This is a genomic window from Reticulibacter mediterranei, assembly GCF_016587455.1.
The window spans coordinates 5,665,033-5,678,864 of the sequence record NZ_BNJK01000001.1 but is presented as its reverse complement, the minus strand read 5'-3'; the positions used below and the strand labels follow the sequence as shown (position 1 = coordinate 5,678,864).

The window sequence follows — 13,832 nt, the reverse complement described above, 5'->3', positions numbered from 1 at the left end:
TTCTTTATTGTGCTACTTATTTCTATTTATTACAAATTATTAGTACAAATGGGCAATATACATATGTACACTGTTTCCTTGTATATATCCTCACAAACGGCTCCAAAAAGCAAAAGCAAGGATGCTACATGCTGCACCCTTGCTTATCGCTCATCTCGCTTTATGCTGCTGCCTGTGCCAGATGTGACACCAGTTGCGATCCAACTGGACTCCCCAGGCCGGTCACGAAATCATAGCCGCTATGCGCCTGACAAATGGTCCCGCAGGTTCCATTGCTGCCAGTCTTCACATCATGAAAATCTGTCGCGTAATGCGTATCAGCCACGTTATACAAAGCAGTATTGGTGTTCTTGAGATCGACATCGCGCTGCTGATTGGCAACGGCCAGCACAGCTGCGAAAAGGGGGGCCGAGGCGCTGGTTCCACCAAGAATAAAGAAGCCCTTCTCGCCCTCCATGCCAAAGCTGTCATACACCACGACACCAGTATTGGGATCAGCCACCATTGCCACATCTGGTACACCACGCTTGGTATGATTGTTGAATGCCCTCTGATATGCCGAGCGCGCCTCAAACTGGCTCAGACCACCACCACTACCGTTCCAGGCGGTCTCCCTCACATACGTCCCATCGGGCTGTGTAAACAGGCTGGTTCCGCCAACAGCGGTGACAAACGGCGAAGAGGCGGGATATTGCGCGCCGTTCCCCAGGTCGCCCGAAGAGGCTGTAAAAGACACACCTCTTTTGTGACCAGTCAAGAAAATACCATCAGCCTGCGCGCTGATCTCATTGGTGAACTCGGCTCCCCCAAAGCTCATTGATACGATATTAGCCCCCTGATTGGTATATGCGTCCTGCACAGCTGCCATCAGATTTGCAATCGTTGGGCTGATAGCTGCCTCCACAACAATTTTCGCGTTGGGGGCCAGCGCATGCGCCATCTGCACATCAAGATTCGTCTCTAACGCCCAACCCTGATTAAACGTGGCGGGCTTTCCCTGGGGATACACTGTTTTGACCGTCGTTGTTGGCAAACCAAATGTCGCGCTATACTTGTTCAGATCTGCCTGGACATTCGGATTACCAAATGCGTCGACAATCGCTATCGTAACACCAGCACCTTTATTCTGTAATGTATTCATCCCATATGCTTTCTGCAATTGCGCCGGTGTGAAACCACCATTAATCTGCGGCATGAAGCGCTCCATCTTCCAATAGGTATGCCAGCGAGGTTTGGCAGAAGATGTAGTAGTTGAATGTGAAGGAGTAGTCACAGCCGGACCTTTGGCAAAGGCAACGAGAGCCGAACCCCCTAACGCAAGCAATGCAACCACAACGAGTACAGATGCCGTAATTTTACGCATAACACTTCTTTTCCTCTATTCTAAAACACGACTATGAACAACTTCCCGACAAATATCGTCACTCTACTACCGGAGCTTACAGGGATGAATAATAGTTCGTCAATTTTTTAAGGCATTTATACTATAGCCAGTCGTCCTTTCTCTCTGTTTCTTAACCTGTTTCATCGTGTCCCTCTGTGATAAAGCGTGGTGGGACCGGCTCTGACAGCCAGACCGAATCATTTCCCAGATAAAACTTGATACCCTCTTGATACGCCTCCAGAGCCGAAACTCGCAATATGATGGGCCTGGGTGTTCTGCGCAAAGCAACCTGACGCGCCGTTTCCAGATCGGCGGAAAGATGAACATATTGTCGTCTCATTGGCTTCAGTCCCTCCACATGAATGATACGAGCGGCCCGGGGCGTTGTGCCATGAAAGAGGATAACTGGAGGAGCGCTGACCTCCTGGGCGACCTTCTGCGGCGTGGAATGGCCGTAATAGGCGCGAATCTTGCCATCGCGCATCTCGTAACGTTTCTTGTCCGACTGCGCAATCACCTGCGCAAAATCTTCCGGCCCCACGCCCTGCCAGTCGTGCCGATGACGACGCAAAGCTGCCACCAGGTCATCCACCAGCACCCAGCCCTCTTCATCCAACGTGAGACCAAATTGCGCGGGCTGATGGCGCAATGCATAGGCCATTGTCTTGCTCAATTGCATCAGATATGGTTTCATAGTGTCTACTCCTTACGTGTTTTCGATGATTGTAACGTAAAGGATTATCTTCTGTATAGTGCAAACGAGGGCAAAAGAGCAATGAGACCAGATTTGCGCGATTATATGGGCAGAACGGTGCGTGTAATCATTGATCGTCCATTGGGAAGCGTACATCCCAGACATAGCGATATCATCTATCCGATCAATTATGGTTATCTGCCTGCAACGGTCAGCGGCGATGGAATGGAGATCGACGCGTATCTACTTGGCATTACGACGCCAATCACGGAATTTCAGGGTGTGGTTATTGGCATCGTTGTACGCGACGACGACAACGAAGACAAACTCATTGTTGCACCTGTGGACATGAATTTTTCGCACGAACAGATGCAAGATGCTCTTCATTTTCAAGAGCGCTTTTTCGCTAGCCGCATCATTGCAACTCCAAAAAGAAAAGGAACCTCTTCGTTATGAAGAGGTTCCACATGTTCTCAATCTAGATTAACGCACATTCAGCATGGGGATCTTCGAGACGCTCCAGCGATCGTTCGGGCTGGAAACCTCGAACTGCACCATCGAGATTGCATCTGTTGGGCAGCGCACGATACACAGGCCACAGCGGATACACTTCTCTTCATCGATGATCATATCGGCCCCACCGCGCCAGTTCTCGGTGCCTTTATGCATCGGATCACCTTTCACCACGCGAGAGAGACCTTCCATGCTGATACAGTCATAAGGGCAGATGTCCACGCAGCCAGAACAGAGGATACAGATCGAGGGATCGATCATGATATTCAACTGGCATTGCAGACAGCGCCTCGCCTGAATAACCGCCTGCTCCGGCGTGAAACCACTCTCGGTCTCGCGCGTATTGCTGTAGCGATCGTGCAGCGGCAGCGATGGGATCAACTCAAAGGGGATCGACTCGTAGTTATCGACCATACCGCGACGATAGTCGGGCAGTTCGACCTCTTCGGCGGACTCAGCAGGCTTATCAACTCCACCCAGGTAGCGGTTAATTGCGGCGGCAATATCGCGACCATCGCCGATGGCCGAGATCAGGTTGCGTGCGCCCTGTGTGTAGTCGCCACCTGCAAAGAGACCGGGGTGGCTCGTCATCCAATCGTCGTAGCCAATCAGAGGCACGCCCCATTTGTTAACCTCAAGGCCCAGTTCCTCAGCCTCCAGCCAGGTGGTGTCGCTATATTGACCGAAGGCGGGGATCACGGTATCGACATCTACATCGAACTCGGAGCCTTCAATCGCGATTGGGCGGCGGCGACCGCTGGCATCGGGATCACCCAGCTTATTGCGGATGAAGCGAATGCCACTCACATGGGTGCCGTCGTTCGTCAGTACCTCTTTCTGAGTGACAAGATACTGGAACTCTACATGCTCCAGCTTGGCCTCGTCCACCTCGTACTCATCGGAAGGCTGCTCTTCTTGCGAACGGCGATACATGACGTAGACCTTCTCCGCACCGAAGCGAATCGCGGTACGGCAGCAGTCCATAGCGGTAAAGCCCGCACCCAGCACGGCAACCTTCTTGCCAATAAAGGCAGGCTCGCCATAATTGGTCTTCTCAAGCAGACGAATACCATCCTCGACGCCCTTGAGGTTGGCTCCCGGGATGACCTTATTATCAGGGCCGGTCATCGCATTCGGGATGTAACAACCAGCGGCAATAAACACGGCGTCGTAGTCTTTCAGCAGCTGGCTCAGCTTCACATCGCGTCCGACACGCGTATTGTACTGAACCTCGACGCCGATATCCTCCATATATTCGTCGCACTCTTCGCGCGTGACTTCACGGGGGAGACGCCAGACGGGAATGCCGTTGACCATCACGCCGCCACCGGTCGGATACTGTTCGTACATGGTGACGGGATAGCCCATCTCGCGCAGATCACGAGCACAGGCCAGCCCAGCAGAGCCAGCGCCGATAATAGCGACTTTTTTATCTTTGGTGACAGGAGGCCGCTGGGCGTGATGGCGGTACTCGCGGTGGTCGGCAGCTGCACGCTTCAGCCAGCAAATAGCTATCGGCTTTCCATCAATCTTGTTACGGCGACAGACGGGTTCACATGGACGGGCGCAGGTTCGCCCCAGCACACCAGGAACCACGTTTGCCTTACGATTGAGCAGATATGCCTCATCAAAACGGGCTTGCGAAATTAAACCAATGTAGGTAGACACGTCGGTATGAGCCGGACAGCCTACCTGACAGGGTATATTCGTTTGATACCAATCGGGTGTTGTTGCGATAGATCGGTATCTAGGTTCCAACTCGCTATCGGGATCAATCATCTTCAAAAGTCCTTTCCTGGGCCTCCAGTGCTGTGTACCCTGTATACCAACCAAGAAAGCGATATGTTAGCACATGGAGCAGGGGAGACAGGTATTGGCTTATACGTCACGATGGGCAGTTAAGATACCTGAATATTTCAGAGACCTCAAAGCACTGAATGTAGAGTGTTTGAGGAAGGTATGATAATTACTTTGATGTCTGTATCAGACGCCCTTGATGAACAATTTTCCTCGTCAGATTATAGCATAGCACGCCCACCCCGAACAAGCGTGGGTTGTCCCACGCTCAACAACAGGTCTCTCGATCTTTCATACTATTGATTGTCAGGCAATCACGTACATTAATGGGTCTTATTCCATATGTAGCAGCACTTCATATGTTCCTTGCTTATTTTCAGCGATGAGCTGTTCAAGCGGCTCTAATTGAGGAACAAGATCTTCGGGGGCGTGGCTCTCCAGCATCGCCTCTTCCGTTTTCCACAGACTAATGATAATATGCTCCTCCGGGTCTGCATCGCTCTTGAGGATCAGCGCCCCTTTAAAGCCTTTCTGCTTGCTGGCACTTGGCAACATGATATCGCGAAAAATATGCAGAGCTTCATCTTCTCCACCAGCCTGAAAGCGTACTGTAGATACTCGTGCGTGCATGATCGATCTCCTTCCCAGGTTTAGAACACATAGTCTATGTACATTATATACTGTTCCTACTGCTTTTCGGATACACCCTGTAGATGCGACCGATCATTGATGCTCAAAATCTGTAACGCTATGTCAAAAAAACTAACTCGCAATCTCCTTTTCAAAATACACCTTCGTCAATGTTACTCGTACCAACAACTCCCCAGGAACGCCATTGCGATTGCCGTACGCCTCAGCCTGATCCTCGCCCATATAGCGACCGCCGATAAGCGTGGCCCAGTGCTTGACCTCTTCCAGATCGCCGCTCAGCGCCGCAATACCTTCAAGGCGAATATAGGCAAACGGTGGCTGCTCATCGTCGATACAGAGACAGACCCGAGGATCTCTGCGCATATTGACGGCCTTAACGGTCTTGCTTCCCGTATTGAAGACGATGATATCGCCATCGAGATGATACCAGACCGGCACCACATGCGGTTTCCCATCGGTACGTACCGTCGCCAGTTTGCCCGTTTTGATCTTACCCAATAAAAATTGACGCTGTTCTTCAGTTAATGTTGCCACTACGTTTCCTCTCTTTAATAAAGATTAGCTTCCTACGTATTATAAAATGTGGATATGAGAAATGCATCAGCCGCAAACACTTGCCATAGCCCTCGAAACTGTGCATACTAGACGGGTGCGAAACTTCGCTATCCATAGCTCGTATAACCAGAAGAAAGAACATAGAACCAATCCCGCCAAAAAGCATAAGGAGCCGGTAGTGGATGAGATAATCCCTCATTATGATGGAACCGTAGTCATTAGCACACATAGATTAACGAAAGCATATGGCAACCTGATCGCCGTCAATGATCTGCATCTTGAGGTCATGCGAGGCGATGTTTTTGGTTTTCTTGGCCCCAATGGAGCTGGGAAAACAACCACCATACGCATGCTGCTCGGGCTGATCCGCCCTACAGCCGGACGAGCAATCCTCTTTGGCATGGATAATGCCTATCTATTGCCAGAAATCCTCCTGCGCGTCGGCGCAATCGTGGAAACCCCCGTCTTCTATCCTTATCTATCTGGTCTCGACAACCTGCGCGTGATCGCTGCTGCATCGGGAATGATGTCAGGCAAATCCAACGATCGCCGCCTGGCCGAAGTGCTTGAAATTGTCGAGCTACAGGCATATGAAAAGCTGGCGTTTCGGCAGTATTCTCTGGGTATGAAACAGCGTCTCGGCATCGCTGCCGCACTGCTTACTGATCCCGAACTGGTCCTACTCGACGAGCCAACCAACGGGCTGGACCCGGCTGGCATGATCGAGATTCGCCGCCTGATCCTGCGTCTCTCTTCGCTGGGCAAGACCATTTTTCTCTCCAGCCATATTTTACATGAGGTGCAGCAAGTATGTAATCGTGTGGCGATTATGCAGAAAGGCAATCTGGTCACACAGGGCAACGTAAGTGATTTGTTAAAAGAAGGCGAACGGGTAGAGGTACGGATGAATAATGAAGAGGAGATGCAACAGGCGCTCCAGTTCCTGCAACAACGACAGGAAAACGGCCTGGAATGGATACGTGGCGTGCATATCGAGTCCAACCGCTGGAAGCAGCCGGTATTGATTGTTGACGCCTCAACCAACCGTTCAGCAGAGATCAACGCTTTACTTGCCCATAACGACCTTTTTGCTGCTGAAATCCATCCTCAGCAGGGCAGCCTGGAAGATCTTTATCTGGAAGTTACCACAACGTCCACGCACGCTGGTATGGAAGCTCTTGCCGGCACGCCTGCTGAAGACCATACCGCCCTTCATGAGATTTCTGACACTGGAAAGCGGGTGCGGCTATGAGTACAAATAAAGAGAGCGCCATTCCATCGCCCATACGCCGCGATACCGTTGTGATGGGGCGGGCCGACTTTTTTAGTGTGGTCCTGCGCCTGGTTGGTGTCGAGCTTTACAAGATTCGCCGCCGCAGCATGTCAAAGATCCTGAGCGTCATTGCTATCTTCGTGATGCTCATTGCCTTCTTTGCCATCGCGCTCACACCCATTATCATCGCCAGAAACGATGTCAGTAGCTTTTTACCGCCTCCTTGCTCGTCCGTTCCCCGGCCAGGAATCGATGCCTGTCTGAATCATAAACCGACAGCAAGCGAGATTCAACAGGCAGCACGGAGCAAAGAGGAGACCGTGAAACAGGCTTCGGTTGCGTTGCGCCTACCCGATTCGCTCTATACCGCCAATACCATCGCGCAAAGTATTGGCCTGCTGCTAATCGTCATCCTGGCTGGCACTATCGTTGGAGGAGAATACAGCGTTAGCACCATTCGCCTGATGTTTACGCGCGGCCCGACCCGGACACAGTTCATTCTCTCCAAAGTCGGCGCTATCCTGGCCTGTATCGCCTTTGGATTGTGTATCGTTCTACTCATCGGTGTGGGCTTCGGGGCGATCCTCAATCTGTTTACCGGCATCGCGACCGATGGTGCATTTTTGAGCGGCTCCTGGGTGCTGCATATGCTTCTCTACCTGTTGTTCTCGATCCTTGGTCTCTTCATGTACGCAATGATCGCGCTCTGCCTGGCCACGCTGGGCCGCACAACCACCGCAGGGGTGGCTGGTGCGCTGGTCTGGTGGGTACTTGAAAGCGTTCTGGGACAATTACTGGATGCAATTGGAGGACAGGTTGGCGGCGTTTTCGGCGAGATCCTGAAAGGTATTCCAACCTACTTCATTGGCAACAATGTCAACACCCTCTTGCAAAATCAGATAGAATATATGCTTGGTAGGCCTCTCTCGCTCACGTCCGATATTCACGCGTTGCTCGTGCTGATCTTTTATCTGGCAATTTTTATCGGATTGGCCTGGTGGATCACGAAGAGGCGCGACATTACCAACTGATAAGAAACTCGAACACGGTCATGTTAACAGTACAGACGATTAAAGAATACGCCTATTCGCTTGGCTTCGATACGGTCCATATCACAACAGCACAAGAGTTTCCTGAAGCCAAGCGAATCATTAAAGATCGTATCGCGCGCGGACTGATGGATGGCCTGCCCTGGTTTACGGCGGAACGGGCCGATGTGTCGTGCCATCCCGATGCACTTTTGCCGGATGCTTGCTCAATCATCGCTCTGGGTATGGTCTATCTCACGGAACAGCCAGACATGCCCGAAGATGGCGCACCACGCGGGAAAATCTCGCGCTATGCCTGGGGAGACGACTATCACGATATCATTAAACCCCGGCTTCAGCAGTTCGCCGCCTGGCTACAGGAACGGGCACGTGATGAGGTGGGAGAAGAGCTGGCAACACGGCTCTTTGTTGATACAGGGCGCATGGTGGATCGGGCCGTTGCTCAACGCGCGGGCCTGGGCTGGTACGGCAAAAATACCAATATTCTGACAAAGGGCTGGGGATCGTGGCTCTTTCTGGCAGAGATCGTCACCAATCTTCCTTTGCCTCCTGACGAGCCGCTCAAGGCCAATTGCGGCAGTTGTGAGATCTGTCTGCATGCCTGCCCGACGAAAGCGCTCCCCAATCCTTACGAGGTGGACACTCCGCGCTGCATCTCCTTTCTCACTATAGAATTGCGAGGCAGCATTCCTTTAGAGTTGCGTCCGTTGATGGGCAACCTCATCTTTGGCTGTGATATCTGCCAGGAGGTTTGCCCAGTCAATAAAGTGGCTGAGAGAAGGTTGGGGTTGCGCCCTCAAGGTGAGCTTATTGCTTCAGCACAAATACTGAGGCGGGGCAAAGAATTTCATCCACATCCCGAATTTCAGCCACGTCCGGCTGTTGGCAGTTGTCCCGAACTCATTCCGCTGCTTTCGCTGACAGAAGAACAGTTCCGCGAGCGTTTCCGCCGCAGTCCGATTAAGCGGGCGAAAAGGCGTGGACTGTTGCGCAATGTCTGCGTTGCATTGGGAAATATTGGTGATCCCCAGGCCGTTCCAGCGCTCATCGGCGCTTTACATGATGAAGAAGCGCTGGTACGAGGACATGCTGCCTGGGCGCTGGGACGCATTGGCGGGGAAGAAGCGATCAACGCACTGCACGAGGCATGCGCTTGGGAAGAAGATGCCGAGGTGCAGCAGGAGATACGCTGTGCGTTGGCTATAGAAGCCAGCTCCAAAGTGTGCAAAAGTTCATAGCAAGGGGCTGACAAGTATGTTATGCTATCTTTATTACCAAAAGAAGCTATTATCAATTTCATACTATCAAGTTCATAATACCAAGAGGTGCCGAAATGAGGGATCACGATGTCATCTGATGTGATCTATTGCTCAGTTTGTGGGGCAGCCAGTCAGATGAAGGCTATCTTTTGCTTTCATTGTGGACAAAAACTCATCATTGGTACACTCCCAACACCAGTCGTATCGCCCAGGCAGGGGGGTCTCACCGGCCGCTTGGAGCCGCAACATATACTCTATCACCGTTATCGTATTCTAGAAATGGTGGGACAAGGAGGTATGGGAGCTGTCTATAAAGCACGGGATCTTAAATTTGGGCGCAAGGTAGCGATCAAGGAAATGAGCCAGCACAACTTAAATGCCCAGGAGATCGACGAGGCAACCGAGCGCTTCAGGCAGGAAGCAAACATGCTGGCTCGCCTGACCCATCCTAATTTGCCGAGCGTCTATGATTATTTTGAAGAGGGTGGACGCTGGTATCTGGCAATGGATTTCATTAAAGGGGAAACGGTGGAGGACTATACCTCCAAAGTATCTGGTCGGGTGCTGCCTACATTAGAGGTCATCGATATCGGTATTCAACTAACCCGTGTCCTGGGCTATTTGCATACGCGACCAACACCCATTATCTTTCGCGATCTTAAACCGCTCAATATCATGATTACCTCTGAGAAGCACATCTATCTGATCGATTTTGGGGTTGCGCGCCTCTTCAAACGTGGGCAAGCTAAAGATACGCTGGCGTTTGGCTCGGTAGGATACGCCGCACCAGAACAGTATGGAAAAGCACAGACGACGCCGCGCTCCGATATCTACAGCCTGGGGGTTATCCTTCACCAACTCCTGACCGGCCATGATCCGCAAGACAACGATCCGCTTTTCCACTTCCAGCCTCTCGGATTTTATAACCCTGCTCTGCCAAAAGAGCTTGCGGAACTGGTGGCCTTTATGCTTGAATTAGATAGCCGCATGCGTCCTGGAAGCATGGTTGGTGTCAGGCGAGAGTTAGAGCGTATTCGCGTTCGTTTGCGACATCCTCCCGCTTCGCCCTCTTCCACGCCTCGCTCATCATCGTCTCCCGCTTCGTCGGGAAGACCCTCCACTTTTCCCAGACAATACACAGCAAAACAATCGGTACTACCATTTCTTCCTGCCCAATTTCGGTAGGCTACTATATAAATCTTCACAACTGAAAATGGTCCACGCCTCAACTTATCACAAAAAAGCCAGTACTATACAGAATGTTTATGCTTTATATTCTGTATAGTACTGGCTTTTCAAGCACTCCAAACATAATTCCCTCAATTTTGCTGACGACGGCAAGAGCGAAACCGAGCCATGCCCATCAACCAGGAGAAAGACAACGGGTGACAACAAGCCGTACGATCATTAGTGCTGCTTGGCTGCGCCTGTTACCAGGTGTCCACAGACAGCCTATCGACCAGATGTTCTTTCTGGGATCTTGATCTCACGAAGAGATGGGAAGAGTCGTCTTGGATGCGGCTTCGCGCTTAGATGCCTTCAGCGCTTATCCCTTCTTGACATAGCTATCCAGCGGTGGGGGAGGCCCCCCAACTGGCACACCAGCGGTCAAGCCATCTCGGTCCTCTCGTACTGAAGATGACTGCCCTCACTCTTCCTACGCCCACGACGGATAGAGACCGAACTGTCTCGCGACGTTCTGAACCCAGCTCGCGTGCCGCTTTCATGGGCGAACAGCCCAACCCTTGGGACCGACTCCAGCCCCAGGATGCGACGAGCCGACATCGAGGTGCCAAACCTTGCCGTCGATGTGAACTCTTGGGCAAGATCAGCCTGTTATCCCCGGGGTAGCTTTTATCCGTTGAGCCACCAACCTTCCACGCGGGTTAGTGGGATCACTAAGTCCGACTTTCGTCCCTGCTCGACCTGTCCGTCTTGCAGTCAAGCTCTCTTGTGCCTTTGCACTCTGTCCGGGTGATGTCCATCCACCCTGAGAGAACCTTTGAGCGCCTCCGTTACTCTTTGGGAGGCGACCGCCCCAGTCAAACTACCCATCTGGCCCTGTCTCCTTCCCAGATCATGGGTAAAGATGAGATACAACACATCACGAGAGTGGTATTTCACTGTTGCCTCCTCCAACCCCACAAGGCTGGTCTCTCCGGCTCCCACCTATCCTACGCACGCCATATCTCGTATCCAGGCCAAACTGTAGTAAAGCTCCACGGGGTCTTTTTGTCCTGTCGTGGGAAACCCGTATCTTCACGGGTACTTCAATTTCGCCGAGTCCTCTGTTGAGACAGCGCCCAACTCGTTACTCCTTTCGTGCGGGTCGGAACTTACCCGACAAGGAATTTCGCTACCTTAGGACCGTTATAGTTACGGCCGCCGTTCACCGGGGCTTAGATTCGCAGCTACGCACACCGCTCCTCGTAACCTTCCGGCACTGGGCAGGAGTCAGCCCCTATACATCCACTTTCGTGTTGGCAGAGACCTGTGTTTTTGGTAAACAGTCGGTTGGGCCTATTCTGTGCCGCCTCCTCATCCATCCCATAAAGGGACAAATTACTAAGGCCCCCCTTCTTCCAAAGGTACGGGGTCAAATTGCCGAGTTCCTTAACAGAGGGTCGCTCGTTCACCTGAAGAGATTCCTCTTTGCCTACCTGTGTCGGTATGCGGTACGGGCGGAGAACGTTCTGGATAGAGGCTTTTCTTGGCGGCCTGGGGACCGATGACTACCGCCCGCTTGCGCGGACTCGGCCCTGCTGTCACGCGATGTGTGATCGGGATTTGCCTCGATCACGCGCTTCAGACAAGGCACCCAGCCTGTCCACTTGCTGGGATCACCTTCCCTACCGCGTCCCCCCTTCTCTCATAACGACCGTCTCCGGTGCAGGAATATCCTACCTGCTTGCCATCGCCTACGACTTTGACGTCCTCGGCTTAGGACCCGACTGACCCTGGGACGACCAACGGTGCCCAGGAACCCTCAGGCTTTCGGTGTGTCTGATTCACACAGACATTACGCTACTCATTCCGGCATTCTCACTTCTGCGCGCTCCACCAGTCCTCACGATCTGGCTTCTCGGCACGCAGAACGCTCCCCTACCATTCTAGTTGTTCACTAGAATCCACGGCGTCGGTCCAATGCTTGAGCCTCGCTACGTTGTCGGTGCCTCTGCACTCGACCAGTGAGCTATTACGCACTCTTTCAATGGTGGCTGCTTCTAAGCCAACATCCTGGCTGTTATTGCGCAGAGACTGCCTTTGACACTGAGCATTGAGTTGGAGACCTTAGCCGGTGGTCCGGGCTGTTTCCCTTTTGACGACGAAGCTTAGCCCCCGCCGTCTCACTCACCAGTCTATGCTGTTGGCATTCGCAGTTTGCCTGGGGTTGGTAACTAGCACTTAGCCCCTAGCCCAAACAGTGCTCTACCTCCAACAGATGCTCTCTGGTGGCTGTACCTCAATACATTTCGGGGAGAACCAGCTATCTCCGTGTTCGATTGGCATTTCACCCCTACCCACAAGTCCTCCCCCAGTTTTGCAACACTGGTGGGTGCGAGCCTCGACGAAGTTTCACCTTCGCTTCACTCTGCTCATGGGTAGCTCACACGGTTTCGGGTCGCATCGACGCCACAGACGCGCTCTTCACACTCGGTTGCCCTATGGCTCCCTCTCTTTAACGAGAGTTAACCAGGCGACGCCGATGCACTCGCCGGATCATTCTACAAAAGGCACGCCATTAGTCCTTGGTATCGCAACGATACAGTGACCTCTGACTGCTGGTAAGGACAGGGTTTCAGGGACTCTTTCATCCCCCTCTCGGGGTGCTTTTCACCTTTCCCTCACGGTACTGGTTCACTATCGGTCGCTTTGGATAGGTAGCCTTGGAGGGTGGTCCCCCCAGCTTCCCACAAGATTGCACGTGTCTCGTGGTACTCAGGATCCCGACCCGCTTGCTCGGTGCTTGCTCTACGGGACTCTCACCCGCTCTGGTCAGGCGTTCCAGCCTGTTCAAGTACACCAAACGCACATGTTGTCGGTCCTACAACCCCGCCCCTTCTTGCGAAGGAACGGTTTGGGCTGCTCCCGTTTCGCTCGCCACTACTCCGGGCATCTCGGTTGATTTCTCTTCCTCGGGCTACTGAGATGTTTCAGTTCGCCCACTGACCTCCTCACATCCTATGGATTCAGATGTGGGTCTCCAGACATCACTCTGGAGGGGTTGCCCCATTCGGACTCTCCGGGATCAACGCTTGCATGCAGCTCCCCCGGAACGTTTCGCCGGTCTCCGCGTCCTTCTTCGGTCCAAAGCGCCAAGGCATCCACCCTGTCCTCTGTGTAGCTTGTTCGTTCTTCTTGTCTTTTCCTCTGTTGATGGAATGGTTCTCGGTTTCTTCTCTTGCTGAAGTCCTCAGCAAAATTGAAGGAATTATGTTCAGTTGTGAATGTGCTTTTTTCTTTTTGCATCCGTGTTTCCGGTGCCTGCATAATATGCCACAGATCGTGCGGCTTGTCAACAGTTTTCTCGGCATATTTTCATAGCCGGGCGAAATTAGCCTCATGGTACTACAGACGTAGCCACAATCAGGAAATGAGAGTATCATATCCCGCCTTCCCACCTTGCTTTATGCCCCACCAATAAGGCCAATAGCTG

At 52.3% G+C, this 13,832-nt stretch carries 10 protein-coding genes and 1 rRNA gene; 5 read left to right on the top strand and 6 right to left on the bottom strand.

Features of this window, described 5'->3' with window-relative positions; translation table 11 throughout:
• Positions 1–160: 160 nt before the first annotated feature.
• Entirely contained in the window at positions 161–1,363 is a 1,203-nt protein-coding gene (locus tag K3T83_RS24475) for a S53 family peptidase (RefSeq protein WP_220205549.1), read from the bottom strand.
• Positions 1,364–1,514: 151 nt separating this feature from the next.
• On the bottom strand, positions 1,515–2,078 hold the full coding sequence (locus K3T83_RS24470) for an RNA 2'-phosphotransferase (RefSeq protein WP_220205548.1): 564 nt from the start codon (positions 2,076–2,078) through the stop codon (positions 1,515–1,517).
• Between the two features lie 81 nt (positions 2,079–2,159).
• Between K3T83_RS24470 and K3T83_RS24465 the strand changes: the two genes are divergently transcribed.
• Complete coding sequence (locus tag K3T83_RS24465) at positions 2,160–2,534, top strand: inorganic diphosphatase (protein ID WP_220205547.1); 375 nt, start codon at positions 2,160–2,162, stop codon at positions 2,532–2,534.
• Positions 2,535–2,561: 27 nt separating this feature from the next.
• Here the strand turns inward: K3T83_RS24465 and K3T83_RS24460 are convergent, their stop codons facing one another.
• From K3T83_RS24460 to K3T83_RS24450, 3 genes are all read right to left on the bottom strand, one after another.
• Complete coding sequence (locus K3T83_RS24460) at positions 2,562–4,370, bottom strand: FAD-dependent oxidoreductase (RefSeq protein ID WP_220205546.1); 1,809 nt, start codon at positions 4,368–4,370, stop codon at positions 2,562–2,564.
• Between the two features lie 351 nt (positions 4,371–4,721).
• Positions 4,722–5,018, bottom strand: a complete 297-nt coding sequence (locus K3T83_RS24455) for an antibiotic biosynthesis monooxygenase family protein (RefSeq protein WP_220205545.1) — start codon at positions 5,016–5,018, stop codon at positions 4,722–4,724.
• A 132-nt stretch (positions 5,019–5,150) separates the two neighbouring features.
• Positions 5,151–5,573: a PPOX class F420-dependent oxidoreductase gene (locus K3T83_RS24450; RefSeq protein ID WP_220205544.1), complete on the bottom strand. Its 423-nt coding sequence runs from the start codon at positions 5,571–5,573 to the stop codon at positions 5,151–5,153.
• A 199-nt stretch (positions 5,574–5,772) separates the two neighbouring features.
• On the opposite strand from K3T83_RS24450, the gene K3T83_RS24445 reads away from it, so the two are divergent.
• The 4 genes from K3T83_RS24445 to K3T83_RS24430 all read left to right on the top strand — a co-directional run bounded on the left by K3T83_RS24445 (position 5,773) and on the right by K3T83_RS24430 (position 10,360).
• Complete coding sequence (locus tag K3T83_RS24445) at positions 5,773–6,846, top strand: ABC transporter ATP-binding protein (protein ID WP_236064976.1); 1,074 nt, start codon at positions 5,773–5,775, stop codon at positions 6,844–6,846.
• Complete coding sequence (locus K3T83_RS24440) at positions 6,843–7,898, top strand: ABC transporter permease (RefSeq protein ID WP_220205542.1); 1,056 nt, start codon at positions 6,843–6,845, stop codon at positions 7,896–7,898. Before K3T83_RS24445 ends, K3T83_RS24440 begins: the two co-directional genes overlap by 4 nt.
• Before the next feature lie 20 nt (positions 7,899–7,918).
• The gene (gene queG, locus K3T83_RS24435; RefSeq protein ID WP_220205541.1) at positions 7,919–9,154 is read left to right on the top strand and encodes a tRNA epoxyqueuosine(34) reductase QueG; all 1,236 of its coding nucleotides are present in this window, start codon (positions 7,919–7,921) and stop codon (positions 9,152–9,154) included.
• Between the two features lie 108 nt (positions 9,155–9,262).
• Entirely contained in the window at positions 9,263–10,360 is a 1,098-nt protein-coding gene (locus tag K3T83_RS24430) for a serine/threonine protein kinase (RefSeq protein ID WP_220205540.1), read from the top strand.
• 202 nt (positions 10,361–10,562) lie between these two features.
• Here K3T83_RS24430 and K3T83_RS24425 read toward each other — a convergent pair.
• A 23S ribosomal RNA gene (locus tag K3T83_RS24425) occupies positions 10,563–13,527 on the bottom strand.
• Positions 13,528–13,832 lie beyond the last annotated feature (305 nt).